Origin of the sequence: Rhizobium pantanalense (assembly GCF_030182525.1) — a bacterium.
In the GTDB taxonomy this organism is placed as follows: Bacteria; Pseudomonadota; Alphaproteobacteria; order Rhizobiales; family Rhizobiaceae; genus Rhizobium.
Genome location: NZ_JAQJCH010000002.1, coordinates 459,156 through 484,342 on the forward strand (window position 1 = coordinate 459,156; position 25,187 = coordinate 484,342).

General features: G+C 59.0%; 20 protein-coding genes. 12 read left to right on the forward strand and 8 right to left on the reverse strand.

The window, feature by feature from the left end; translation table 11 throughout:
* Nucleotides 1-82: 82 nt before the first annotated feature.
* The 4 genes from PH558_RS08225 to PH558_RS08240 form a co-directional block, all read right to left on the reverse strand.
* Nucleotides 83-1,804, reverse strand: coding sequence for an ABC transporter ATP-binding protein (locus PH558_RS08225; protein WP_285203322.1), 1,722 nt, complete (start codon nucleotides 1,802-1,804; stop codon nucleotides 83-85).
* A 7-nt stretch (nucleotides 1,805-1,811) separates the two neighbouring features.
* Nucleotides 1,812-2,933, reverse strand: coding sequence for an ABC transporter permease (locus PH558_RS08230; protein ID WP_113407642.1), 1,122 nt, complete (start codon nucleotides 2,931-2,933; stop codon nucleotides 1,812-1,814).
* Between the two features lie 8 nt (nucleotides 2,934-2,941).
* On the reverse strand, nucleotides 2,942-3,928 hold the full coding sequence (locus PH558_RS08235) for an ABC transporter permease (RefSeq protein ID WP_285203323.1): 987 nt from the start codon (nucleotides 3,926-3,928) through the stop codon (nucleotides 2,942-2,944).
* An 86-nt stretch (nucleotides 3,929-4,014) separates the two neighbouring features.
* Nucleotides 4,015-5,961: an ABC transporter substrate-binding protein gene (locus PH558_RS08240; RefSeq protein WP_095436769.1), complete on the reverse strand. Its 1,947-nt coding sequence runs from the start codon at nucleotides 5,959-5,961 to the stop codon at nucleotides 4,015-4,017.
* Nucleotides 5,962-6,173: 212 nt separating this feature from the next.
* On the opposite strand from PH558_RS08240, the gene PH558_RS08245 reads away from it, so the two are divergent.
* Together PH558_RS08245 and PH558_RS08250 are read left to right on the forward strand one after the other, a co-directional pair.
* Nucleotides 6,174-6,887, forward strand: a complete 714-nt coding sequence (locus PH558_RS08245; protein WP_095437639.1) for a FadR/GntR family transcriptional regulator — start codon at nucleotides 6,174-6,176, stop codon at nucleotides 6,885-6,887.
* An 88-nt stretch (nucleotides 6,888-6,975) separates the two neighbouring features.
* Nucleotides 6,976-7,896, forward strand: coding sequence for a dihydrodipicolinate synthase family protein (locus tag PH558_RS08250; RefSeq protein WP_095436768.1), 921 nt, complete (start codon nucleotides 6,976-6,978; stop codon nucleotides 7,894-7,896).
* A 237-nt stretch (nucleotides 7,897-8,133) separates the two neighbouring features.
* On the opposite strand, the gene ampC is transcribed toward PH558_RS08250, so the two are convergent.
* On the reverse strand, nucleotides 8,134-9,291 hold the full coding sequence (gene ampC, locus PH558_RS08255; protein ID WP_285203805.1) for a class C beta-lactamase: 1,158 nt from the start codon (nucleotides 9,289-9,291) through the stop codon (nucleotides 8,134-8,136).
* Between the two features lie 130 nt (nucleotides 9,292-9,421).
* On the reverse strand, nucleotides 9,422-10,315 hold the full coding sequence (bla, locus tag PH558_RS08260) for a class A beta-lactamase (RefSeq protein WP_285203328.1): 894 nt from the start codon (nucleotides 10,313-10,315) through the stop codon (nucleotides 9,422-9,424).
* A 170-nt stretch (nucleotides 10,316-10,485) separates the two neighbouring features.
* Between bla and PH558_RS08265 the strand changes: the two genes are divergently transcribed.
* Entirely contained in the window at nucleotides 10,486-11,364 is an 879-nt protein-coding gene (locus PH558_RS08265) for a LysR family transcriptional regulator (RefSeq protein ID WP_285203330.1), read from the forward strand.
* Between the two features lie 74 nt (nucleotides 11,365-11,438).
* On the opposite strand, the gene PH558_RS08270 is transcribed toward PH558_RS08265, so the two are convergent.
* The gene (locus PH558_RS08270) at nucleotides 11,439-12,941 is read right to left on the reverse strand and encodes a globin-coupled sensor protein (protein WP_285203336.1); all 1,503 of its coding nucleotides are present in this window, start codon (nucleotides 12,939-12,941) and stop codon (nucleotides 11,439-11,441) included.
* Nucleotides 12,942-13,272: 331 nt separating this feature from the next.
* Here PH558_RS08270 and cml point away from each other — a divergent pair, with 331 nt between their 5' ends.
* Nucleotides 13,273-14,469, forward strand: coding sequence for a CmlA/FloR family chloramphenicol efflux MFS transporter (gene cml, locus PH558_RS08275; RefSeq protein ID WP_285203338.1), 1,197 nt, complete (start codon nucleotides 13,273-13,275; stop codon nucleotides 14,467-14,469).
* 102 nt (nucleotides 14,470-14,571) lie between these two features.
* Here the strand turns inward: cml and PH558_RS08280 are convergent, their stop codons facing one another.
* A complete protein-coding gene (locus PH558_RS08280; RefSeq protein WP_285203340.1) occupies nucleotides 14,572-15,594 on the reverse strand; it encodes an LLM class flavin-dependent oxidoreductase in 1,023 nt (340 codons plus the stop codon).
* Between the two features lie 360 nt (nucleotides 15,595-15,954).
* On the opposite strand from PH558_RS08280, the gene PH558_RS08285 reads away from it, so the two are divergent.
* From PH558_RS08285 to PH558_RS08320, 8 genes are all read left to right on the forward strand, one after another.
* On the forward strand, nucleotides 15,955-16,455 hold the full coding sequence (locus tag PH558_RS08285) for an invasion associated locus B family protein (protein ID WP_095436760.1): 501 nt from the start codon (nucleotides 15,955-15,957) through the stop codon (nucleotides 16,453-16,455).
* A 181-nt stretch (nucleotides 16,456-16,636) separates the two neighbouring features.
* Complete coding sequence (locus PH558_RS08290; RefSeq protein ID WP_095436627.1) at nucleotides 16,637-17,566, forward strand: ArsR/SmtB family transcription factor; 930 nt, start codon at nucleotides 16,637-16,639, stop codon at nucleotides 17,564-17,566.
* A gap of 218 nt (nucleotides 17,567-17,784) precedes the next feature.
* Entirely contained in the window at nucleotides 17,785-19,293 is a 1,509-nt protein-coding gene (gene arfA, locus PH558_RS08295; protein ID WP_285203346.1) for an arabinosylfuranosidase ArfA, read from the forward strand.
* 191 nt (nucleotides 19,294-19,484) lie between these two features.
* On the forward strand, nucleotides 19,485-21,386 hold the full coding sequence (locus PH558_RS08300; RefSeq protein WP_285203350.1) for an ABC transporter substrate-binding protein: 1,902 nt from the start codon (nucleotides 19,485-19,487) through the stop codon (nucleotides 21,384-21,386).
* 117 nt (nucleotides 21,387-21,503) lie between these two features.
* On the forward strand, nucleotides 21,504-22,508 hold the full coding sequence (locus PH558_RS08305; RefSeq protein ID WP_285203354.1) for an ABC transporter permease: 1,005 nt from the start codon (nucleotides 21,504-21,506) through the stop codon (nucleotides 22,506-22,508).
* A 3-nt stretch (nucleotides 22,509-22,511) separates the two neighbouring features.
* Nucleotides 22,512-23,369 (forward strand): ABC transporter permease, encoded by an 858-nt coding sequence (locus tag PH558_RS08310; protein WP_015342901.1) that lies wholly within the window; start codon nucleotides 22,512-22,514, stop codon nucleotides 23,367-23,369.
* 3 nt (nucleotides 23,370-23,372) lie between these two features.
* Complete coding sequence (locus PH558_RS08315; RefSeq protein ID WP_285203360.1) at nucleotides 23,373-24,362, forward strand: ABC transporter ATP-binding protein; 990 nt, start codon at nucleotides 23,373-23,375, stop codon at nucleotides 24,360-24,362.
* On the forward strand, nucleotides 24,359-25,183 hold the full coding sequence (locus tag PH558_RS08320) for an ABC transporter ATP-binding protein (protein WP_095436622.1): 825 nt from the start codon (nucleotides 24,359-24,361) through the stop codon (nucleotides 25,181-25,183). Before PH558_RS08315 ends, PH558_RS08320 begins: the two co-directional genes overlap by 4 nt.
* The last annotated feature ends 4 nt before the right edge of the window (nucleotides 25,184-25,187 follow it).

Genomic DNA, 25,187 nt, shown 5'->3' on the forward strand with positions numbered 1-25,187 from the left:
GCAGGTGGGGAAATCGTTGCGCGCATCGCGGCGAAGCCTGGCTCGTGGAAAATGGGCGTTGCGGCGTTGTCGAGGGAAGGCATCACGCCGCGCTCCCGTTCTTCACGGTTTCGGACTCGATATAGCGAAAGCGTCGCGAGCGATCCCGATCGCGAGGGTCGGGGCGCGGGATCGCAGAGATCAGCGCTTGCGTATAGGCATGTTCGGGTGCGTTGCAGACCTTGTCGGCATCGCCGACCTCGACAAGGCGCCCTTTGTACATGACGCCGACGCGGTCGCACATGTAGCGGATGACGCCGATATCATGACTGATGAAGATATAAGCGAGGCCAAGTTCGTCCTGCAGCCGCATAAGGAGATCGAGTACCTGCGAGCGGACGGAAACATCGAGAGCCGAGGTCGCCTCGTCGGCGACGATCACGCGGGGATTGAGTGTAATGGCGCGGGCAATGCCGATGCGCTGGCGCTGGCCGCCTGAGAAGGCATGCGGATAGCGCTCGCGCGCCCTCGGATCGAGACCGACTTGCTCCATCAGGTGGCAGACGCGCTCGTCCAGCGCCCGGCCCCTGGCGATGCCGTTGACGAGCAATGGCTCACCGATGATCTGTGAGACGGTCATGCGCGGATTGAGCGAGCCGAATGGGTCCTGGAACACCATGCGCAGCTCGCGGCGCGCTGCCGCAAGGGCCGCCCCCTTCGCGCTTGCGAGATCGGTGACGTCGCCATCGGCGCGGCGATAGAGAATTTCGCCCGCACTCGGATCGATAAGGCGCATGATCGAGCGGCCCATCGTCGTCTTGCCCGATCCGCTCTCGCCGACGATCCCAAGTGTTTCGCGCGGCAGAAGGGAGATCGAGACATCATCGAGCGCGCGAACCTCGCCAAAGGCCATCGAGACGTTGCGCAATTCGAGGATCGGGGTCGCGGACCTATCGAGCGGCGGTCGCGCCAGCCGGATTTCGGCCTTCCTCTCGAGCTTCAGCACCGAGCCGATCAGCATGCGGGTATAATCATCCTTCGGCGCATGGAAGATCTGCTCGACCGGACCGTATTCCCTGACGACGCCATTGTGCATGACGAGCACGTCGTCGGCGATCTGCGCGACCACGCCCATGTCGTGGGTGATAAACAGCACCGCCATGCCATTGGCTTTCTGCAGCCGGGCAATGAGGTCGAGGATTTCGGCCTGAGTCGTGACATCGAGTGCCGTCGTCGGCTCGTCGGCGATCAGAAGCTGCGGCTTGCAGGCAAGCGCCATGGCGATCATGGCACGCTGGCGCATGCCGCCCGAATATTGAAAAGCGTAGCGGTCGATCGCCTTTTCGGGCGAGGGGATTTCCACCTGTTTCAGAAGCGAGATCGCCTCGGCGCGTGCCTCGGCCTTGCTCATCTTCGTATGGAGGCGCAGCGCCTCCATGATTTGATCGCCGACCGTGTGGACCGGCGAGAGCGACGCCATCGGCTCCTGAAAGATCATGGCGATGTCGCGCCCGCGGATCGACCTGATCTGCCGCCCGCGCGGATTGAGCTTGACGAGATCGACCGAACTGCCGCCAGCACCGTTCAGAATGATCGAGCCGCCGGTGATGCGGCCGGGGGCATCGACGATCTGCAGAATCGAGCGGGCGGTCACGGATTTGCCCGATCCGCTCTCGCCGACGACGCAGAGCGTCTTTCCGGGCTCGATCGCAAAGGAGAGATTATCAACAGCGCGAAACGTGCCGGTTCGCAAGGGAAAGTCGACGGTGAGATTCTTGACCTGCAGCAACGGGCGGGCGGTGTTCATGGAAACGATATCAGTCATGCCCGCCTCATTTGTTGTAGGGATCGGCCGCATCGCGCAGGCCATCGCCGAGAAGGTTCAGGGCCATGACGGCGATGACGACGGCGACACCTGGCAGGAAGAGCCATGGTGCGGTTGCGATTGAGCGAATGTTCTGCGCCTCGCGCAGCAGCACGCCCCAGGAAATGGTCGGCGGCTGCAGGCCGAGCCCCAGGAAGGAGAGGGACGTCTCGGCTAGGATCATCGCCGGCACGGCAAGCGTGATAGAGGCGATGATGTGGCTGGCGAAGCTCGGCAGCATATGGCGGAAGATGATGCGCCCTTCGCTGGCGCCGTCGAGCCTGGCTGCGGCGACAAACTCTTCCGTTCGCAGCGACAGGAAGCGGCCGCGCACGACGCGGGCAAGCTGTGCCCAGCCGGTCAAGGATAGGATGATCGTGATCATCATATATTGCAGTGCCGCCGGCCAGCCTTGCGGCAGGGCGGCCGCCATAGCGAGCCAGATCGGAATGGTCGGCAGCGATAGCACGAAGTCGATCAAGCGCTGGATGAAGAAGTCGAGCTTGCCGCCGTAATAGCCTGAAATCCCTCCAAGAACGATACCGAGTAGAAGTGAAAAGAACACGCCGACGAGGCCGATCGATAGCGAAATCTGCGCGCCTTGGACGGTGCGGCTGAAGACGTCGCGGCCGAGCCGATCCGCTCCAAATAGTAGGAGTGGCGTCGATTTGTCCGAGGATGCCAATAAATGGATGTTGCTCGTGAAGAGACCAAGCACGGAATATTCGTAGCCGCGCCCGAACAGGCTGATTGAGACGCGCTTGGTCGTGTCTTCCTTGAAGATCGGCGCAAGCGTTTCCGGATCGCGTGTGAGCTTTAGCGGATAGTAGTGCAGCCCGAAGGAAAAGCCGTTGTCCGTATCGAAGAAATGCACCTTCTGCGGCGGGTGAAAGGTTGCGCGTGCATTCTGCTGATTGGGGTCATTGATGGCAAAGAAGCCGGGCGCGATCGCGACGATATACATCAGTATGGCGACGACGAGGGCGACCATGGCAAGCTTGTGTCGGCGGAAAGCCCACCAGATCAGCTGCCACTGCGATGCCACTGCGTTGCGGTCAGGGCGCAGGTTTGTGACGGCGATATCGGCCATGGGTGCTCCTATTCCAACCGGATGCGGGGATCGACGAGGGCAAGCAGAATGTCACTGATGAGTGACCCGATCAGCGTCAGCGCGCAGATCAGCAGCACGAAAGCACCGGCCAGATACATGTCCTGCGCCATCAGCGCCTGCAGCAGCAATGGCGCCGCCGTCGGCAGGTTGAGAACGATCGCGACGACGACGGATCCCGAAATGAGATTGGGCAGCAGCCATGCGATGGTGGAGATGAATGGATTGAGCGCTATGCGCAGCGGATATTTGACCAGCAGCCGGAACTCGGAGAGGCCTTTAGCGCGCGCCGTCGTCACATAGGGTTTCGGCAGCTCATCGAGCATATTGGCGCGCATGACGCGGATGAGGCTTGCGGTAGAAGAAACGGCAAGAATGACGACCGGCAGCCACAAATGCGAGAGCAGATCCAGCATCTTGGCGATGCTCCAGGACGCCGTCTCGAATTCGGTGGAGAACAGGCCGCCGACATCCTGGCCGAACTCGACGGCTGCGACATACATCAGCACCAGCGCCAGCAGGAAGGAGGGAATGGCAAGCCCGAGAAAGGTGAAGGCAGTAAAGAAATAATCGCCGATCGAATATTTCTTGACAGCGGAATAGACGCCGATCGGCAGCGCGATCGCCCAGGTGGCGATCAGCGCTGCAAGCGCCAGAATGAGCGTCAGCGCCATGCGCTCCCAGATAAGGCCGGAGACAGGCTGCTGCCATTCGAACGAGATACCGAAATCGCCGCGCGAAAGAATGCCCCACATCCATTTCAGATATTGGATGAGCATCGGCTGGTCGAGGCCGAAGCGTTCGCGCAATTGGGCAGCCGTGTTCTGATCGACCACTTCATTCGAAGAGGCGAGCGTGGCGATATAGGTCGTCACATAGTCGCCGGGAGGCAGCTGGATCAGCACAAAGGCAAGGAAGCTGATGGCGAAAAGGGATGGAATCATCCACAAGAGGCGTTTACCGATGAAGGCCAGCATGGCTGTTTCTCGCAGTAAGTGCTGCCACGGGCAGCTCCGCATCAAGGAAAGCGCCGCCCTGGCAAGGCGGCGCGTGATCGGCGTAATCAACTGGTGAAGAAGAATTGCTGCGGCATGGCCGGTCCTGGATTGGGCCAGGACCAGCTGTCCGGCTGCTTTTCCGGAACATTGTGCAGGTTATTGCGGATGATACCGAAGCCGCCGACGGCTAGACAAAGTCCAACGGTTTCAAATTCTTCGGCGGCGATGTCGAAGATCTGCTTCATGACGGCGCCGCGCTTGTCGAGATCGGCCGTCGAGCGCGCCTCGTCGAAAAGCTTCATGCGCTTCTTTTGGCTCTCCGGCGGCTCCTCGCCCTGTTTGCCGTTCGACGTATACCAGACCGACCATGGAATGGCGTAGCGCGAACCCTGCGGGTGGAAAGCGAAGAAATCGCGCGGATCAAGCATCGGATCGAGGCCGCCAGGCCCTGGCCAGACCTGGGCATCATGGGCATTGTCGTCGCCACGGGTGTAGTAAAGCGCACGCTCGATCGTGTTGACCTTCATGTCGACGCCGATCTGGGCCCAATGCGCCTTCACCAGTTCGAGGGCATCGACCAGATCGGGATAGAGGGTCGGTATGACGTCGACAGCGAAGAAGACTTTCTGGCCGTCCGGCCTCAGACGAAAGCCGTTTGCATCCTTCTTGCCGTAGCCGGCCTGATCGAGCATCGCGCCTGCCTTGTCTGGATCGTAGTCGGTGAATTGCCGCGCGTATTTCTCGTTGTACCAGGGATGCTCTGGCCGTGGTCCAGCCTGGTAGGGCTGGCTTTGGCCGAAGTAGACGATGTCGATGATTTCCTGCCGGTTGATACCGAGCGAGAGTGCCTGCCGGACCGATTTGTCGGCAAACATCTTGCGCATGGCCGGATCTTTATGGGTAATGTTGAAGTAAATCTGGCATTGCTGCGATGTGGAAGGGATAAGGGTTAGAAGGCGATAATCGCCTTTCTTCATGTTCTGCGAGAGTGTCGGCTTGTTGGCCAACACGCTGATATGGCGCTCCTGAATATCGATCTTGCCGGAGATGACATTCAGCATCAGCGATTCCACATCCTGCGAGATGCCGAAATTGATCTCGTCGACATAAGGAAGCTGGTTGCCTGATGTATCGACCTGCCAGAAGTATGGGTTGCGGGTCATGACGACGCGGGTTGCGCCGCCGGTATAGGGTTCCTTGACGACCCAGGGATCGAGTGTCGGCTTGTCCGGATTGCCCCACCGCGAAGGGATTTCGATGTCGCCGCAGCGGGCGCGGAAGAGTTCGGGCCAACTGCTGACGCCGGCCTTCTTCGCATCCTCTGCGACGTTCGGATTGTATTTGGGCAAGAACTGGCTGCAATAGTGCTTCGGAAACAGCGTTGGATGCTGGCCGAGCGGGGTTGCGAGATTTTCCAGATAAAGCGCGTTCGGAGCGGCAAAGGTAAATTTCACCGTATAGTCGTCAATCTTCGTGACATCGACTGCCTTGCCGGCGACGGAGAGCTGAGCCGGCGTCGCGCTATAGAGATCGGTATTCTTGACGCAATCCTCTATGGCGAAAACGACGTCATCTGCCGTGAACGGCTGGCCGTCGGACCAGCGTGCACCTTGGATGAGATAGAAGGTGAATTGCGAGGCGTCGGCATTGACGTCCCAGCGCTCGGCGAGGTTCGGCAGGACCTGAGTGAACTCAAGGTTCCAGCGTACCAGGCTCTGGTTGCCCACCATGCGCAGGATGCCGTTGTGGTCGGACGAGCCGCGCAGGCCGCGTCGTAAGGTGCCGCCATAAGTGCCGACTTTTTCGTAAGGGGTGACTATCATCGGCTTTTTCGGCAGCCGGTCGGCCAGCGGCGGCAGCTTGCCATCCTTGACGAGCGCAGCCAGGGCGGGTGCTTCGCCACCTGCATCGGCGGCGTTGACCCGACCGGCCAGAGATAGGGCTGCCATTCCTGCCATGCCGCCGAGGACAGCACGTCTGCTCACGCCGCGGGACAATATTTCATCGCGCATCGAATCCCTCCCATTTTGACTTCGGCCGGGTTTTGCCTCGACCGATGCGACAGGCTCCCGCCCCGTCGCCATGCACCCCTCTGGCGCAGCGTCGAGACCATATTACGTTCTCAGATAATTACAAGAGTTGACAGATTTTTACAGATTTAGTAGCCCTGTCGCGCAGGAAATGCGCTATGGCTGTCGCTGGCCGGCATTCATGAAGGACGATGATGAAACTCTCTGTCGCCAACGATTCCGGTGTGGGCGCGACGCGCTTCGGCGATATCATCTACGAGAGGATTGTCGCCATGATCGCGGATGGAACCTTTCCGGTGAATGAGCGGCTGCCGGCGGAAGCCAAGCTCGCGGAAATGTTCGGCGCGTCGCGACCTGTTGTGCGCGACGCTCTGGAGCGGCTGCGCATGGATGGTTTGATCGTGTCGCGCAAGGGGTCGGGTTCCTATGTGAGGCAAAGGCCGGATTCCTCGGTCCTGAAAATGGTGCCTGTGGGATCGCTTGCCGATGTCCAACGCTTTTTCGAATTTCGCGCCGGGCTTGAGGCAGAGGCGGCCGAGCTTGCGGCGCGCAACTGGCAGACGGCCGATAGGGAACGGATCACACTGGCGCTTCAAAAGATCGAACAGTGTCTCGGCGAAGGCCGCCTTGGTGCTGAAGAGGATCAGGAACTGCACGACGCCATTGCGATCGCGACCGGCAATCAGTTCCATATCACCGTCCGCGAATTGTTCCGGCCGCACTTCGCCATCGGTCATTCCGTGACCCGCAGCCTCAGCCTCAAGCGGACGCCAGAGCAGATCCGCAGTGTTCAGGATGAGCATGCCGTCATCGTACAGGCGATTTTCGCGCGGCAGGAAACCGAGGCTCACGACGCCATGAAGCGACATATCTTGAATGCACGCGCCCGCATGTTCCAGGGCGTATAGAGAATTGGATGAGGCGAAGGCGAGGTGATGTCTTCTTTACGTCTCCTCGTTTGCGTCTCGATGGATGATAAAGGGTAAGGGTAGGAAGATGAGCATTGAAACCATGCGGCAGGTGCTGACCGGCGTCTCCGGTGTTCCGGTCACGGCCTATGATGGAAGTGGCGAAGTGGAACCACGCGTCACCGCTCAGGTCTATCAGCGGGTAGCGGCTGCCGGGATTCATAACATCGTAGCAGCGGGCAATACGGGCGAATTCTATGCGCTGACGCCGGGAGAAATCCGCCGCGTCCACGAAGCTGCGATCAAGGGTGTCGAAGGCAAGGCGCCGGTGACGGCGGCGATCGGCCGTTCATTGCGCGAGGCGATCCAGATGGCGAAGGATGCAGCCTCGATCGGCGCCTCCGCCGTCATGTCGCATCAACCGGTGGATCCGTTCGCCGCACCCGGCTCGCAGATCGACTATTTTCGCGATCTGGCGGAGGCTTCGCCGCTCCCGCTCGTTGCCTATGTCCGTGCCGAAGGCTTCAGCGTCGACGACATGGTCCGTCTGGCCGGCCACGGCAACATTGCCGGCATCAAGTTTGCGACGACGGATCTGATGCTGCTTTCAAGGGCGATCGCAGCTTCCGATCCGAACGGCGCGCTGTTCGTCTGCGGTCTCGCTGAGAGCTGGGCCCCCACATTCGCCGCCGCCGGCGCGAGGGGCTTCACGTCGGGCCTCGTCAATGTTGCTCCGAAGCTGTCGCTTGCTGTGCATGCAGCTTTGGAGAAGGGTGATTTTGCCGCTGCCCGCGCCATCGTCAACGAGCTCGAGCCCTTCGAACGCATGCGCACCAAGTTCCGCAACGGAACAAACGTCACCGTCGTCAAGGAGGCCGTCACCTATTCCGGCCTGAAGGTCGGCCCCGTTCGCGTTCCAGGCGTGCCGCAACTCGATGTAAAGGATCGCGCGGAGCTGTTTGCCTTGTTGCGCAATTGGCAGGAAGCAGGTGAACTTGCCACTGCCTGATGCCCGTATCCGGCGGTGGCGACCTCTTCATGAACCGAACTTGACGCTCTAAATACGTCGCTACCAGACAGCCAGAATGCATTTGAAACAGCCTGCTTCATACATGTACGACATGGCATATCGTCACATATGTCAGAGCTTGGCGATTGGTGCTGCGTGCAATGATACTGGCCGACCCGTCAGCTTTTGCTGGAGTCGGCCATTTGTTGGAGCGGACCAAACCTTCGAGCCCGGTCTCTATTTTGCCTCGCTCAATCCGGGCAGGTTTTCGACGGCGGTCAGAATCTTGTAGACCGACGAAACGCGCGCAGGGATCGGAAAATTCCTGTTTGCCAGCAGGACGATGCCGACCTGCCGCGCGGGTATGAAGGCCGCATAGGCGCCGAAGCCGTTCGTCGAACCCGTCTTGTTCAGAAGGACATCCTTGCGCGCCTGCTGCGGTGGATCGAGGCGGGTGATCTTATGCGGCTCACGTGCCATGTCGGACGAGTTACCGGCAAGCAGCCGGGCAAGCGTCGTCGGATAGGCGTAGATCTCCCAACCGAGGGCTTGCGTCGTGTTGTCGACCCTATAATAGCCGACATGCGTCGCATCGATCGCCTGCTGAAGTCTGCCGTCGAGCTTTGCCTCGCCCATATTGGCTTCGAGAAAGGCAAGCATGTCGGAGTTCGTAGTCTTGATGCCATAGGCCTGCGTGTCGAAAACGCCACCATTGACGCGGATCGGCTTGCCCTGCTTCGAATAGCCATAGGCATAGTTGCCCATCTCCGCCTGTGGAACGCGGGCATAGGTGTGGCTGAGGCCGAGGCCGGAAAGAATTTTGTCCCGCATCAGCGTGTCGAACGGCTCGCTCATGGCTTGTGCCGCCAGATAACCGAACAGGCCGATGCTGGGATTGGAATATTGTCGATATGTGCCGGGCGCAAAGGAAGGATGCCAGTTGCGATAATAAGCAACCATCTTGTCCTGATCCGTCACGCCGTTGGGAAACTGCAGAGGCAGACCGCCGGCCGAATATGTGCCGAGATCGAGGAGGCTGATCTTGTCGAAGGCGGTACCCGCAAGTTCCGGCATATATTTCGTCGCCTTGTCGGAGAAGGAGAGCTTTCCGCTGATCTGGGCGTAGGAGCCAAGGACGGCCGTAAAGGTCTTGCTGATGGAGCCGAGCTCGAAGATCGTGTCGTTCGTCACCTTCTGGCCGCTCTCCTTCGAGGCGACGCCATAGTTGAAGATGTAGCGCTTGCCCTTGACGGTAATCGCGATCGCCATGCCTGGCACATCGTTATCCTTCATGAGCGGACGAATGATCTCGTTGACAGCTCGCTCCAGCTGCTCCCGGTCATCGACTTCGGTGGCGTGAGCGCCGATCCCATAGAAAAGGCAGACGGCGACCATACCGAGCTTCCGCAGAGAATTAGTGCGTATATTCAAGATGATATCCTCATTGTGATGATCGACCGTGCAGGATCGCATGGTCGAAAAGGAGGTGATGACCGGTGGCGGCTGTTATCCGGTGCGTATGATCTCAGATCGCCGCAGCGATCCGGCCGATCTCGGCAATGATGGCATTGCGCTCGTCGGCTGCGATTTCCGGTATCTCGCAATAGGCTGTTACGATGACGGGCGCACGGTTTGCTGGCCACAGCACCGCGATGTCGTTGGCATTGCCGGCTTTATCGCCGTTTGTCCCCGTCTTGTCGCCAACCAGCCAGTTCTTCGGAATGCCGGCGCGCAGGCGGGCATCACCCGTCTTGTTGGTGATCAGCCAGGCGGCAAGCTGCGATCGCGAGGCTGGCGTCAGCACATCGCTGAACAGAAGCCGCCGCAGATTTTCCAGCATGGCCGAAGCCGTCGTCGTATCGCGTTGATCGTCCGGAGTGTCGTGGTAGTTCAATGTAGGTTCTGTGCGGTCAAGGCGCGTGAGATCGTCGCCGAGGCTACGACAGAAAGCCGTCACCGCCTTTGGGCCGCCAAAGCTCGCGAGCAGCAGATTGGCCGCGGTATTGTCGCTGAGCGTCACGGCGGCCGCACAAAGTTCGCCAACCGTCATGCCATTGTCTCCGGCATTGGGTTCGGTCGCCGGAGAATAGTCGATGAGATCGCCCCTCTTATAGTGAATGCGCCGGTCGAGCTTCTCATCGCCCTTGTCGACCCGGGCAAGGACGAGAGCTGCGGCCAGCGCCTTGAAGGTGCTGCACATCAGGATGCGCTCGCCGGCGCGATGCTCGATGCGCTTGCCGCTTGCCATGTCGAGAATGCTGACGCAGATGCGGCCCGGATGCTTGCTTTCGAGTGCGGCAAGCTGCACCTCGCCCGTATTATCGTCTGCAGTACGTCCAACCGCGCTAAGCCCTGCCAGAACAGGCAGCGCAAGCAAGCTGCCGGCAAGGCTTTGCCGGCGCGACAATAAGATCGTCATCACGTTTCCACTTCGATTGATGTTGAGCAACTCGGTGCGTCTCGGGTCTCGTGGACGTCATTGGGACCCTGCAAATCACCTTGCGAGGCAGACTATGGCTCTGCTGCGTGCCCTAGACAAACGATCAATTCTGGGCTTAGACATGAGAAAAACTTGGTCTTAGGACACAAATGGATATTTCCCAGCTGCCGCTGAACGCGCTGCGCGTTTTTGAGGCCTCGGCGCGGCATTGCAGTTTTACGCGGGCTGGCCTGGAGCTTCGGGTCACGCAGACGGCGATCAGCCACCAGGTCAAGGCATTGGAAGACGTGCTGGGCGTGACTCTCTTCAAGCGCCTGCCACGCGGCCTTGCGCTGACCGACGAGGGACACGCATTGCTGCCGGTGCTGACCGATGCTTTTCGCCGGATGAGCGCCACGCTCAGCCAGCTAGAGGAGGGGAATTTTGCCGAAATCCTCACCGTCGGCGTCGTCGGCACCTTTGCCATCGGCTGGCTTTTGCCGCGTCTCGCGAGCTTCAAGGTGCAGCATCCGCATGTCGATCTGCGCTTGAAGACCAACAACAACCGCGCCGACATGGTGCTCGACGGACTGGATTTCTTCCTGCGCTTCGGTGACGGTGCATGGCATGGAACCGAGGCGATTCATCTCATGGATGCGCCACTGTCCCCAGTCTGCACGCCAGCGATCGGCAAGTGCTTGCGCAAGCCTGCTGATCTCGTCGATGTCGAGCTGTTGCGATCCTATCGGATCGACGAATGGTCGCTCTGGTTCAGGGCGGCGGGCCTGCAGCCTCCCCATCTTCGCGGCTGGATGTTCGATTCCTCATTGACGCTGGTGGAGGCGGCTGCACGAGGCGTCGGCGTCGCGCTCGTGCCCGTCGCGATGTTTTCCCATGACATCGAGGCCGGCAGGATCATGCAGCCGTTCCAGATCACGGCGATGACCGGCAGCTACTGGCTGACGCGCTTGAAATCGCGAGCGGAAACGGCGTCGATGAAGGTGTTTCGCCAATGGCTGTTGGCGGAAATCGAGGAGATGCCGAGCTAAATGCGCGGCAAAACGGCCCCGAACTATTGTCCGGAGCCATCTCATTGAAAGTGCTAACGACGTCATCGACCGCTTCAGCTTGCGAGTTTCAGCCTGACAGCGCCTGTCCGCGTTCCCGAACGCACCGTCTTGAAGCGTCCGACCAGACCGGCGAGTTCGTTGCTGATAGCGGCGAGGTGCCGCGTCGAGGCATTCGTCTCCTCCATCAGCGCGACATTCTGCTGCGTCATCTGATCCATGTTGCGGACGGCGGAATTGATCTCGCTGATGCCGACGGCCTGTTCCTGCGTCGAGCGGGCGATGGCGCCGACATTCCGGTCGATGGAAGCCACCTGATTGCCGATGAGCGCCAGCGCCTCGCCGGTTCTGTTGACCAGTTCGACACCGCGACGCACATCGTTGGATGACCTGTCGATCAGATCCTTGATTTCCTTTGCGGCGGTCGCCGAACGCTGCGCCAATTCGCGGACTTCCTGCGCGACGACGGCGAAGCCCTTGCCCTGTTCGCCCGCTCTCGCCGCCTCGACGCCGGCGTTCAACGCCAGAAGGTTCGTCTGGAAGGCAATGTCATCGATGACCGAGATGATATCGGTCATCTTGCGCGACGAGGTTTCGATATCGCCCATGGCTGACACGGCCTGCTGCACGACCTCGCGCGAGCGTTCCGCCTCCGAGGCGGATTCCTTGACGATTGCCTGAACCTCGCGCGTCCGCTCGGCGGTCTGTTCGGAAATCGTGGTGATCTGGTCGATCGCAGCGGCACTTTCCTCGAGCGCAGAGGCTTGCTGTTCCGTGCGCCTCGCCATGTTGTCAGCGGCAGACGAGATTGAACCGGCTTCGTCGCGAACGCGTGTCACCGAATCTTCGATGCGCTGCATTGCAGTGCCGAGGGATGCGAGCGACTCGTTGTAGTTGCTCTTCAGGATCTCGAATTCGGCCGAAAGGGCTTCTGTGATATCAGCCGTCAGGTCGCCGTTCGCAAGTCCGTTCAGCGCTACGCCGAGTGCGTTAAGCGCGCGTTCCTGCTCGCGCTGTGCAGCAGCCCGCTCGGATTCTGCGCGGTCGCGCTCATCGGCGAGCACCTGCAGGTAAACCGAAATGCCGTAATCCATGTCAACGAGGGCGGCCTTGACGATCGCCGACAACCGCCGAGACAGGGCTTGTTCGTGCTTGCGCAGCATGAAACCATTGAGCTGCTGCGCAACGATCGAACGCACCATCCCTTCGAGGATCAAGGCGTAGCCGCCAATGTACCAGCGCGGCTCGAGGCCGAGACGGGCATGGGTCCTGCCGACCGCCGAGACCGCTTCGACATAATCGGGTCCGTATTTGCCTGACGCGATCGTCTTCCAATGGTCCTGCTGCTTGGATTTGGCATGGTGCACATGCTGTTGCGACGAGAAGAATTTCGACATCGCCGGATGTTTGGTGATCTTCTCGTAAAAGATGTCGAGAGAGCTTTTGACGGCCGATTCGATAGTCGGCTGCAGCTCCGAAAGAGCCTGCCTGGCATCCTGTCCCAGTCCAACAAAGTCGAGCCGGTCGTCCAACTCGTCCATTTTCGATGCGCGCATCATAATCAGCTCCAAGAAAGAAATTACAAGCAGTTAGGGCATAGTTATGGTTAAAAATTCATTAGATTTTCACGTCATTTTCGATGCGCAGTAGACCGCATTGCAGGTGGTGGTTGCGACCGTGCCGTCGCAACATCATTGCTCGGTCCGATGCCATCTGCTAAACGCTGTGGTCATCACGTATCTCGACACGAGGCCATCGGCATGGGGAATTCCAAGTCAGCAGATAGATAAGCCGCAACAGCTTTTTGTTGTTGCGGCGTGCTGTCGAACTCATTCCCTTTGATGCCAATGGCAGGCGCCGCCCGATCTCTCTTTCGAGCGGAATTTTCTCATGTCTGACATACGCCCGTCCTGGGCTTACTCGCTGCCGGCGGCACTGCTGCTGATGGCGCCTTTTGATATCCTCGCCTCGCTGGCCATGGATATCTACCTTCCCGTCGTGCCGTCGATGCCCGGCACTCTCGACACGACACCTGCGGTGATCCAGCTGACGCTGAGCCTCTATATGATTATGCTGGGTCTCGGGCAGGTGGTGTTCGGCCCTCTTTCGGATCGTATCGGCCGCCGCCCGATCCTGCTTTCCGGCGCTGTTCTATTTGCCGTCGCCTCTCTCGGAGCTGCCCTTTCATGGGGTGCGCCTGGCTTCGTTCTATGCCGCCTGCTGCAGGCCACCGGCGCCTCGGCAGCCTTGGTCGCGACCTTCGCGACCGTGCGGGATGTCTACGGCAATCGTCCGGAGCAGGCCATTATCTATGCCACATTCGGATCCATACTCTCCTTCGTGCCGGCGCTCGGCCCCATAGCCGGAGCGATCATTGCCGATCGATTTGGCTGGCGTGCCATCTTCATATTGCTTTCGCTTCTGGCATTGGCTGCAACTTTTCATGCCACGGCGAAATGGCATGAAACGAGACCTCAAGGCTCGATCGGGCCGCGCCGGTCGATTTGGCCGATCTTCAGAAGCCGATCGTTCTGGACCTATACGCTCGCCTTCAGTGCGGGAATGGGGACGTTCTTCGTATTCTTTTCGACCGCTCCTCGCGTGCTGATCGGCCGGGCCGGCTATTCCGAGCTCGGTTTCAGCATCGCCTTTGCAACGGTTGCCGTTGTGATGATCGCGACGGCACGCTTTGCCGGATGGTTTGTCGAAAGATGGGGTATTGTGGGCTGCGTTGCGCGGGGCATGGGATTGCTTCTTGTCGGTGCGGCAGCTCTTGCGCTTGGCCAACTCTACGCAGTGCCGTCCTTCGCAAGTTTCGTGCTGCCGATGTGGATCATGGCGGTCGGTATCGTCTTTGCAGGATCTGTGACGGCGAACGGCGCTCTGGCGGAATTCGGCGATATCGCCGGCTCGGCCGTGGCGTTTTATTTCTGCATTCAGAGTCTGATCGTTAGTCTTGCCGGGACGCTGGCGGTCACCGGGTTGGATGGCGATAGCGCATGGCCGCTTGTGGCTTTCTCCACCCTCATGGGGCTGCTGGTATTGGCAGCACTCCATAGGCTGCGGCGTCACAACACCTTGGCTTGATCTGCCAAGCTTGTGCCCCGCAGCGGATAAATCTGAAACGACCGCCCGCGGAGGTTAGCTTCGCGGGTGGTCAGTTTTGTCTCTTCCCGTTTCAGGACCGTCCTAGCGCCAACCCAGTGCCGGTGCGACATGCGTCAGGATGCTCTCGATGACATGGGCGTTATAGTCGACCCCAAGCTGGTTCGGCACCGTCAGCAGCAGGGTGTCGGCTGCGGCGATGGCTTCGTCCTTTGCCAGCTCCTCGATCAGCACATCCGGTTCTGCAGCATAGCTGCGGCCGAAAATGGCGCGTGTCTTTTCATCGATGAAGCCGATCTTGTCAGCATCCTTGCCGCTCTGGCCGAAATAAGCGCGGTCGAGATCGTTCACCAGCGCAAAGATGCTGCGGCTGACCGAAACCCGCGGCTCGCGCTTGTGTCCGGCTTCTTTCCAGGCCTCGCGATAGAGCCTGATCTGATCGGCCTGCTGGACGTGGAAGGGCTGGCCGGTTTCGTCGTCCTTGAGGGTCGAGCTTTGCAGGTTCATGCCGAGCTTTGCCGCCCATACGGCCGTGGCATTGGAGGAGGCACCCCACCAGATCCGGTCGCGTAAGCCTTCGGAATGCGGCTCGAGGCGCAGTAGACCGGGAGGATTGGGGAACATCGGCCGCGGATTGGGTTGTGCAAATCCCTCGCCGCGCAAGAGATCGAGCAGCACTTCGGCATGCCTGCGCCCCATATCGGCATCGCTCTCGTCTTCCATCGGTGCATAGCCGAAATGGCGCCACCCGTCGATTACCTGTTCAGGAGAGCCGCGGCTGATGCCGAGCTGCAGCCGGCCGCCGGCGATAAGATCGGCAGCGCCCGCATCCTCGGCCATGTAGAATGGATTTTCATAGCGCATGTCGATGACGGCGGTGCCGGTTTCGATGCGGTTGGTCTTTGCGCCGACAGCTGCCAGCAGCGGGAAGGGTGATGCGAGCTGACGTGCGAAATGATGCACGCGAAAATAGGCGCCATCCGCGCCCAGCTGTTCAGCCGCAACGGCAAGGTCGATCGATTGCAGCAGCGTGTCGGCAGCCGAGCGCGTCTGCGATTGTGGCGACGGCGTCCAGTGGCCGAAGGAAAGGAAACCGATCTTCTTCATGATACCATCCTATTATAATCCGATTAGTACAGCCTATTGCGGATCACACATCTCCATGCAGACACACGGGGCGTCCAAGGCGCCGCCTGTTTACGTCTTCATGGCATGGCTCGCAAAAGCCGTAGGTTCAGGCGGCTATATGTGCATGGATGCAGCGGATGGAACAGCGCAAACTGTGAACTGATCGTCAATACCAACGAGGTTGTGTTCTTCCCATATTGGGTTTCCCGCGTGTTTCCTAACATGAACAAATTTTAACGAAGACATTAACAATCGGATAACGCACCGCACCGAAACTGCCGCGCGTGTGAGTGCATCTCTCGCTTTCAATGTCCTTGAAACAAGAAATGGCAGGAAACCATGTTTGCAAGAAATTTCGCCCCCGCTCTGGTCTTCGTCGCATTCAGCGCCGGTATCGCGCATGCGGAAGTGCCCGTCCGTATCGATCAATTCGATCACTGGGGTGCATATTCTTATAAGACCGGCGATAGTGTCAGTTGCTATGTCTTATCGAGGCCGGTTGCGCAGCAGCCCGCCGGTGTCGACCACGGCGACAATTTCTTCATCGTCTCGCGCCTGTCTCCCGGTGACAAACTGGTTCCGGAAGCCGCGATGGGCTATGACCTGAAAGACGGCGAGCCGATGACGGCGACGGTTGGCGACAAGACATTCCCGATGTTTACGAAAGACCGGCACGGCTGGGTAAGGAACGAATCGCAGGAGCCGACCATGGTCAACGCCATGAAAGGCGGTGCGCAGCTACAGCTGCAGGCAACCTCGAAGCGAGGCACCGAGACGAGCTATTCCTACTCTCTCTCCGGCATTACCGCCGCATTGAAGCGAATAGAAACTTGCCGGTGAGGCAGGCGGCGTCCGAGGATCTACCGGCGATTTCGTTGCGGTGGGTTGTGTAGCGGCCAAGCGGATTGGCGTCTTCTCATTCCGCGGAGAAGGCGCCAATCCGGGCTTTCGAACTGATATCTCTTGTGAAATCAAAAATCCTGATATAAATGAGACGTATTGATGGGGAATTCAGGATTTCATGCAGCGCGGCTTTCTGACAATTTATGCGGGTGAGAACGCTGCGGTCTTCAGGGCGCTTTCGGCCCCGGCGCGCGTCGATATGCTGAAGTTACTCTGCGCTAGGGGCTCGCTGAATGTCAACGAAATCGCCCGGGAACTGGATCTGCCGCAATCGACCGTCGCGACTGGTATCATGATCCTGGAGGAGGCCGGTCTTGTTGAAACCAAGGCTGCGAAAGCGCGCAAAGGCTACCAGAAGATCTGCACCGCGCTTTACGACGAAATTCTGTTAAGCTTCGAGGACCAGGCCTTCAAGCATGATGAGGACGTGATCGAAGTCGCCATGCCGATCGGTCTCTACACGAGCTGCGAGACGCATGCGCCTTGTGGCCTGTGCTCGACCGAGGGCGTTATCGGCCTACTCGATGTTCCCGACTATTTCCTCGACCCGCAACGCATGCAGGCCGGTCTTCTCTGGTTCGGCCGCGGCCATGTCGAATATAAATTCCCGAACAACGCCAAGATCTTGAACCGGAATGTCAATGCCATCGAATTCTCGATGGAGCTCTCATCCGAAGTGCCCGGCACCAATCCGGATTGGCCGTCCGACATCACTGTCTGGATCAACGGCGTTGCTGTCGGCACGTGGACCTCTCCCGGCGATTATGGCGACAAGCGCGGGGCCTTCACGCCAAGCTGGTGGAAGCTCGAAGGTTCTCAATACGGCAAGCTCAAGACCTGGCGAATCTCCAAAAAAGGCACGTTCATCGACGGGGTCGCCTCTTCCGATGTGACGATCGATGACCTCGCCATCAGTCAGCATTCCTCGATCCGTCTGCGGATCGGGATCGCCGACGATGCGCGCAACACCGGTGGCATCAATATCTTCGGCCGCGGTTTCGGCAATTATGGCCGCGATATCCTCATGCGCATCGATTTGGCACAATAGTATCATAATTTATGATACATAGCATATTATCGGGGCTAATTTCCGATAAGTCATATATTTCATAAGTGGCTGATTTTTTTGGCTATTTTATCGTCCAGCCGGTGCTATGCCCGTGACTTTTGCGATATTTCCCGCCTTGAATATGTTGACGGCCTTCCAAAAGTGTATCAAGATCAAGGTACAAGAACGAAATATCTGATATATAAGGGAGGAAGGCCGTGAAGGCGCATGTGATCGTCCACCGTGATTTCCGAATCGCCGACATCGATGATCGGCTTTACAGCTCTTTTCTGGAGCATCTGGGCCGGGCGATTTATGGCGGTATCTACGAGCCGGGCCATCCGACTGCCGATGAGAACGGATTTCGCAAGGATGTGATTGAGCTGGTGCGCGAGCTCAACTCGCCCTACTGCCGCTATCCCGGTGGTAATTTCGTTTCAGCCTATAATTGGGAAGATGGCATCGGACCTCGTTCCGAGCGACCGGTGCGTCTCGATCTTGCCTGGCGGACGCGCGAGAGCAACCAGATCGGCGTCAATGAATTCGTCGATTGGTGCAGGAAGGCCAATACCAAACCGATGCTTGCCGTCAACCTCGGCTCGCGCGGGCTGGATGCAGCGAGAAATTTCCTTGAATATTGCAATCATCCAGGCGGCACATACTGGTCAGATCTGCGGCGCAAGCACGGCTGGGCCGACCCGCATGGGGTGAAGCTCTGGTGCCTGGGCAATGAAATGGACGGTCCCTGGCAGGTTGGTCACAAGTCTGCCTATGAATATGGACGCCTGGCCGATGAGACTGCCAAGGCCATGCGCGGCTTCGATAAATCGCTCGAACTCGTCGTCTGCGGCTCGTCCAATTCGGATATGAAGACCTATCCCGATTGGGAGGCTGAGGTCCTCGATCAGTGCTACGACAGCGCCGACCACATCTCGCTGCATATGTATTTCGCCAACCGCGAGAGAAACACGCTGAACTATCTCGCCAAGGCCGAAAAGCTCGACCGTTACATCGTCACCATCGGCGGCGTCATCGACTATATCAAGGCGAAGAAGCGGTCGAAGAAGACCATCGGCATTTCCTTCGACGAATGGAACGTCTGGTATCACTCCAACCAGCAGGACAAAGAGATCCTTGCCCGCGATGAATGGCCGGATGCGCCGCATCTGCTTGAGGATGTCTATAATTTCGAGGACGTGCTGCAGGTCGGCGGCATTCTCAACACTTTCATCCGCCGCTCGGACCGAGTGCGAATTGCCTGCATCGCCCAGCTTGTCAACGTGATCGCGCCGATCATGACGGAGGATGGCGGTCCGGCCTGGCGGCAGACCATTTACTATCCGCTCTATTTCGCCTCGAAATATGGCCGCGGCTACGCGCTGCGCCTCGTCACGGATGGTCCGACCTATGACAGCGACGAGGCCGATGACGTGCCCTATCTCGATGTGTCGGCCGTACACGATGAGCTCGGCAAAATGGTTACGCTCTTTGCCGTCAATCGCCATCCCGACAGCGCGCTCGATCTCGATACGCGCCTCGAGGGATTTGCCGGAGCCCGTGTCGTCGAACAGCATGAAATGGTTCACAGCGATCTGCAGGCAACCAACACAGCAGCGCATCCGAACGCGGTCGTCCCGACCAATACAGGTGATGCCAAGATCGAGGATGGCCGGCTTCGTGCCACGCTGAAGCCGCTATCCTACACGGTGATCCGGCTGGCGGTCTGATGCCGTGTCGCCGGGGCGATACACCCGGTACTAAAAGCGGTCGAACAGTCGCGAGGAGGCGACTGACGACCCGTTGGAGGTCCGGCCGCCGCACGCTGCTTTGAGCGGCCGGCCAGGAAAAGGGGTGAAAATCGCGGTCTGCTCACCATTACTTGAGTGTGCCGCGCAGTCGATAAAAATGGGAGGAGATCATGAAGCAGTGGAAGAAGCTTGCCTTCGGCGTCGCGCTGGCCACGTTCGGCCTCATCGCGGCAGCCAAGGCTCAGGATTATACCGCCTTGCCCCGCAAGGAGACCTTGATCGTCGAAAACCCTGAGGGAACGATCAAGAATCCGGGCTGGTTCAACATCTGGGTCAATGGCGGCGGCGGCGTTTCGACCGGCCTCCAGCAGCTGACGATGGACACGCTCTGGTACATCGATCCGGAGAAAGGTCTGGGCGGCTCGGCCTGGGACAACTCACTCGCTGCCGACAAGCCACAATACAATGACGATTTCACCCAGATGACGGTGAAACTTCGCAAAGGTCTTTATTGGAGTGACGGCGTCGAGTTCACCGCCGATGACGTTGTCTACACCGTCAAGACCCAGATGGACCATCCGGGTATGAACTGGAGCGCGGCCTTCTCAGTCCAGGTTGCGAGTGTCGAAGCGCCGGATCCCTATACGGTCGTCTTCAAGCTGAAGAAGCCAAATTCGCGTTTCCACGCCATCTTCACCGTTCGCTGGAACGGCGCCTGGATCATGCCAAAGCATGTCTTCGAAAAGGTCGCCGATCCAGTACGCTATGACAATGCCAATCCCGTTTCGCTCGGGGCCTACAAGCTGAAGGCCTACGACCCACAGGGCAAATGGTACACCTGGGAGAAGCGTGACGATTGGCAGCGGACCTCGCTTGGCCGCTTCGGCGAGCCAGCCCCGAAATATGTCACCTATGTCGATCCAGGCCCGCCGGATAAGCGCACGATCGCGCAGCTCGAGCACAATCTCGATATCATTCACGACAACACGCCGGAAGGCATGTTCACGCTGAAGGAAAAGTCGAAGACTGTCGAAAGCTGGTTCCCTGGCTTCCCCTTCGCGCATCCGGATCCGACGCTGCCCGCCGTGATCTTCAACAATCAGGACCCGCTGTTCCAGAATCCTGATGTCCGCTGGGCGCTGGCACTGCTGATCGATATCAAGGCAGTCGACATGGCGAGCTATCGCGGTGCGGCCACGCTTTCCGCACTCGGTGTTCCGCCAACGGCGGTTGCCATGACGGATTACCAGGCGCCGATGCAGGATTGGCTGAAGAATTTCGAGATCGATACCGGCAAGCGCAAGATCAAGCCCTATGATCCGACGATCGGTCAGCAGATTGCTGATATCCTGCGCAAGCAGCCGAAATACAAGGATCAGATCCCGACCGATCCTGCTGCGATCAGCAATGCCTTCGGCTACGGCTGGTGGAAGCCTGATCCCCAGGCTGCCGGCGAGTTATTGGAAAAGGCCGGCTTCAAGAAGGTGGGCGGCAAATGGATGACGCCTGACGGGCAGCCGTTCAAGATCCGTCTGACGGTCGAAGGCGACACTCGCTCCGTCTTTACCCGTGCGGGCACTCTGATCGCCCAGCAATGGGCAGCCTTCGGGATCGATTCCAAAGCTGCTCCATCCACCAGCGTCTGGCAGGCGGGATTGCAGCCCGGCAATTATCAGGTTGCGATTGCGTGGAGTGTCGAGACGTGGGGCGGCGATCCTGATCTGTCCTTCTTCCTCGACAGCTGGCATTCGCAGTTTGTCGCCAAGAAGGGTGAGAACCAGGCGCCGCGCAACTGGCAGCGCTGGTCCAATCCGGATCTCGACAAGATCATCGAAAACATCCGCCGCATCAGCGCCGATGATCCGAAGGGCATCGAACTTGGCAAGGACTATCTGAAGCTGGTTGCGCAACAAATGCCGACCATTCCGCTGATGTCCTATAACGTCTTCACCTCAATGGATACGACCTATTGGAAAGGCTATCCGACCATTGCCGACCCCTATACTGACCCCGTTCCCAATTGGGCGAACTCCCGGTTGATGATGGTCAAGCTGAAGCCGGCACAGCCCTGATTTCTCCCGACCCCGATGCGGCAATCGCCGCATCGGGCACCTTTCGCCGGACACTAGGCACGTCCGGCGAATCTTTTGAATTGATGATGAAGCGCAAGCAGTAAGGAAGACGGCGGCATGACGTCCTATCCAGTTTTCGTATTGAGACGATTTGGCCAATTCTTGCTCGTTGTCTTCCTCGGTATTTCCGCGACGTTCTACATTACCCATATGACCCCGATCGACCCTGTCGAGGAAAGCATCGGGACCATCCAGCAGATGGGTCAATCCGATCCCCGCGCTGTCGAGCTGATGCGGCAGTCGTTACGTGAGCTTTACGGTCTCGAGGGCACCATTTGGCAGCAATATCTGCATTTCTGGGGGCGTCTTGCGACCGGTGATCTCGGGCCGTCACTGTCGGCATTCCCTACGCCGGTTTCCGCCATCATCGCGAGGGCGTTGCCCTGGACGATTGGCCTGATGACTGTTTCCGTCATCCTGACCTTTATTCTCGGCAACATGATCGGCGCGCTCGCAGGATATTATCGCAAGAGCGCGGTGCTGAAGGCTGTCAGCCTGGTTTTCATCGCCATGCAGCCGATCCCCTATTACATCCTTGCCTTCGTGCTCATCATTCTCTTCGGCTATGTCTGGCCGATCCTGCCGATCAATGGCGGTTATGAGATGAACACCAACCTCAATCTCTCCGTTGCGCTGGTGCTTGACATTCTTCGCCACTCCATCCTGCCGGCACTGTCGTTGATCCTTGTCGGGACAGGCGGCTGGCTGATCGGCATGCGGGCGCTCGTCTCCAATATCATCACCGAGGACTATGTTGTTTTCGCCGAGCTCGGTGGCGTGCCGAAGCGCAAGATCCTGGGCTCCTACATCGCCCGCAATGCCATGGTGCCGCAGTTCACCGGCCTTGCCATGTCCCTTGGCGCAGTCTTCAACGGCACGGTCATCACCGAAATCGTCTTCGGTTATCCCGGTATCGGCAATCTCCTGATTTCGGCCGTGCACGCAGGCGACTACAGTCTCGTCCTTGGGCTTAGCGCGCTGTCGATCGTCGGTGTCGCCGCGGCTGTCTTCATCATCGACATATTGGGTCCGCTGATCGACCCGCGCATCAAGGTGGAGTAGGCCATGCTGACGATCGTTCGTGACCTCGCACGCCAGAATATGGAATTCCTCTTCGGTCTTCTGTTGCTCGCCATCATCGTCGGGCTGGTGATCCTGTCCTATTTCTCGCCCTATGGCCCGGCCGATCTTTATCTGCTGCCGCCCGACATGCCGCCGGATGGGCAGTACTGGCTGGGTACCACATCGCGTGGTCAGGATGTCTTCTGGCAGCTGACGACAGCGCTTCGCAACACACTCTATTTTGGCATCGGCGTCGCCATTCTCTCGCGCATCATCTCGCTTGTCGTGGGGCTGGTGGCCGGCTATGCCGGAGGTGCCGTCGATCGTGTGCTGATGGCGATCAATGACAGTATCATGGTCATTCCGCAGTTTCCGCTGCTGATCCTGTTCTACTTTGTGCTCAAGGATGAAATGACCTGGACGGTGCTCATCATCGTCATGGCCTCGCTCGGCTGGTCCTACGATGCGCGCCTGATCCGCTCGGTTGCGATCAGCCTGAAGACGCGACCTTTCACCACGCAGAGCGTCTATTCTGGCATGAGCATGCGCAAGATCCTCGTCGAGGAGCATCTGCCCTATGTGTTGCCAATCGTCTTCGCCACCACGATGAACAATATGATCTGGTCGATCGGCATGGAGATCACGCTTGCGGTGCTGGGTTTCACCGATATCGAAACGCCGACCATGGGCATGATGATCTATTGGGCCAATGCGCATTCGGCGCTGATCGCCGGTACATGGTGGTGGGTTGCAGCGCCGGTTGCCGCCATCGTGGTGCTGTTCATGGCGCTCTTCCTGCTGTCGATGTCGATGAATGAATATAACGACCCCCGCAGTCGTTTGAACCGGATGGGAGGCTGAGGGATGGACGCTGTCGTCGAGGTCAACAACCTCAGGGCCTATTACCGGGCCTTCCTTTATGGTGTCGATCGCGAGGTGCGGGCGGTTGACGATGTCAGCCTGTCGATCGGCCGCGGCGAGATCTATGGCGTTGCCGGTGAATCGAGCAGCGGCAAGACGACGTTGATCAAGACGATTGCGGGCGCCATCCGGCCGCCGCTGCGCGTCGTCTCCGGTGCCGTCAAATTCCATTTCAACAATGGGACTCAGGACATTTACGCCATGACGGCGGAGCAGCGGGCATCGCTTCGCTGGCGGCATCTCTCCTATATCATGCAAGGATCGATGAATGTGCTCAATCCCGTGCGCCGCATCCGGCATTCGTTCACGGATTTCGCCTTCCGCCACATGAAGGCCGATCGCGGCACCTTCTTCGATCGGGTTGGCGCTCACCTTCAGCGGCTGAAGCTGGATGCGAATCTGCTCGATGCCTATCCGCATGAATTGTCCGGCGGCATGCGTCAGCGTATGACGATCGCGCTTGCGACCATCCTGACGCCGGAATTCATCATCGCCGACGAGCCGACGACGGCGCTCGATGTCATCGTCCAGCGCGACGTGCTGCAGATGATCCGCGAGATACAGCGCGAGATGGGGTCGTCCTTCCTTTTCGTCACCCACGACATGGGCGTTCACGCCGCGGTTTCCGATCGCATCGGCATCGTCTATGCCGGCCGGCTGGTGGAGGAGGCGCCGACGCGCAAGCTTTTCCATCTGCCGCTGCATCCCTATACGCAGCATCTGGTCGCAAGCCTGCCGCGGATCGGGGATGCCTCGACACGGCCTTCCTTGGAGGGACGGCCGCCCAATCTCGCCATGCCGCCGGAGGGATGTCGTTTTCATCCGCGCTGCCCGAAGCGCATGGACATTTGCAGCCGCGAAGTTCCGCCCATGGTGGCGGTAGAGCCGGATCGACGTGTCGCTTGCTTCGCGGTGACGGGAGGAGCGCGATGAGCGATCTTCTTTCACTCTCTCATGTCAGCAAGATCTATCGTCAAGGCGGCATGCTCAGTCGCCGTCATATCACGGCGGTTCGCGATGTCAGTCTGAGCCTCGGAGAGGAGCCGGAAATCCTCTCCATCGTCGGCGAGTCGGGCTCCGGCAAATCGACCATTGCGGCGATGATCCTTGGCCAGACGGCGGCGACATCGGGCAGCCTGAATTTTCGTGGAAGACCAGTGGCCATTCATGGCCGATCCGAACGACGCGCCTTCATGCGGGAGGTGCAGCCGGTCCTTCAGAATCCGTTCGAAGCGTTCAACCCCCTCAAGAGGGTTGATCGATATCTTTTTGAAACGGCAAGAAATTTTGCGCCGATGGGTCCAAGGCCAAGCCGAACCGATGTCGAGCGTATCGCAGACGAGGCGCTTGCCCATATCGGCTTGACGCTTGCCGAGGTGAAGGGGCGATTTCCGCATGAGCTTTCGGGCGGCCAGCTGCAGCGAACCGCCATCGCTCGCGCGCTCATACCGCAGCCCCGTCTGCTGGTGGCCGATGAGCCGGTTTCGATGGTCGATGCTTCGCTGAGAATGGCGATCGTCAATCTCTTCGGTCAGCTGAAGAAAGAGCTGGGGCTGTCGATCATCTACATCACCCATGATCTGGCGACCGCCTATTATATCAGCGATCGCATCATCATCATGAAGAAAGGGGAGATCGTCGAGCAGGGCGGTGCGCGCGCCGTCCTCGACAATCCGCAGCATCCTTATTCGCAGGCTTTGAAGGAAGCGGTGCTTTCCACTACACCCGAGATGGAGCCGGTCTCGATCGCGTAATCGG

Excerpts from the sequence above, each read along its gene's own strand:
- PH558_RS08280 (WP_285203340.1), bottom strand. The coding sequence starts at position 15,594 with ATGAAGAAGATCGGTTTCCTTTCCTTCGGCCACTGGACGCCGTCGCCA.
- ampC (WP_285203805.1), bottom strand. The coding sequence starts at position 9,291 with ATGGTCGCCGTCTGCCTTTTCTATGGGATCGGCGCTCACGCCACCGAA.
- cml (WP_285203338.1), top strand. The coding sequence starts at position 13,273 with ATGTCTGACATACGCCCGTCCTGGGCTTACTCGCTGCCGGCGGCACTG.
- PH558_RS08265 (WP_285203330.1), top strand. The coding sequence starts at position 10,486 with ATGGATATTTCCCAGCTGCCGCTGAACGCGCTGCGCGTTTTTGAGGCC.
- PH558_RS08285 (WP_095436760.1), top strand. The coding sequence starts at position 15,955 with ATGTTTGCAAGAAATTTCGCCCCCGCTCTGGTCTTCGTCGCATTCAGC.
- PH558_RS08230 (WP_113407642.1), bottom strand. The coding sequence starts at position 2,933 with ATGGCCGATATCGCCGTCACAAACCTGCGCCCTGACCGCAACGCAGTG.
- PH558_RS08240 (WP_095436769.1), bottom strand. The coding sequence starts at position 5,961 with ATGCGCGATGAAATATTGTCCCGCGGCGTGAGCAGACGTGCTGTCCTC.
- PH558_RS08235 (WP_285203323.1), bottom strand. The coding sequence starts at position 3,928 with ATGCTGGCCTTCATCGGTAAACGCCTCTTGTGGATGATTCCATCCCTT.
- PH558_RS08245 (WP_095437639.1), top strand. The coding sequence starts at position 6,174 with ATGAAACTCTCTGTCGCCAACGATTCCGGTGTGGGCGCGACGCGCTTC.
- PH558_RS08305 (WP_285203354.1), top strand. The coding sequence starts at position 21,504 with ATGACGTCCTATCCAGTTTTCGTATTGAGACGATTTGGCCAATTCTTG.
- PH558_RS08290 (WP_095436627.1), top strand. The coding sequence starts at position 16,637 with ATGCAGCGCGGCTTTCTGACAATTTATGCGGGTGAGAACGCTGCGGTC.
- bla (WP_285203328.1), bottom strand. The coding sequence starts at position 10,315 with ATGACGATCTTATTGTCGCGCCGGCAAAGCCTTGCCGGCAGCTTGCTT.
- PH558_RS08320 (WP_095436622.1), top strand. The coding sequence starts at position 24,359 with ATGAGCGATCTTCTTTCACTCTCTCATGTCAGCAAGATCTATCGTCAA.
- PH558_RS08225 (WP_285203322.1), bottom strand. The coding sequence starts at position 1,804 with ATGACTGATATCGTTTCCATGAACACCGCCCGCCCGTTGCTGCAGGTC.
- PH558_RS08300 (WP_285203350.1), top strand. The coding sequence starts at position 19,485 with ATGAAGCAGTGGAAGAAGCTTGCCTTCGGCGTCGCGCTGGCCACGTTC.
- PH558_RS08270 (WP_285203336.1), bottom strand. The coding sequence starts at position 12,941 with ATGATGCGCGCATCGAAAATGGACGAGTTGGACGACCGGCTCGACTTT.
- PH558_RS08250 (WP_095436768.1), top strand. The coding sequence starts at position 6,976 with ATGAGCATTGAAACCATGCGGCAGGTGCTGACCGGCGTCTCCGGTGTT.
- PH558_RS08315 (WP_285203360.1), top strand. The coding sequence starts at position 23,373 with ATGGACGCTGTCGTCGAGGTCAACAACCTCAGGGCCTATTACCGGGCC.
- PH558_RS08310 (WP_015342901.1), top strand. The coding sequence starts at position 22,512 with ATGCTGACGATCGTTCGTGACCTCGCACGCCAGAATATGGAATTCCTC.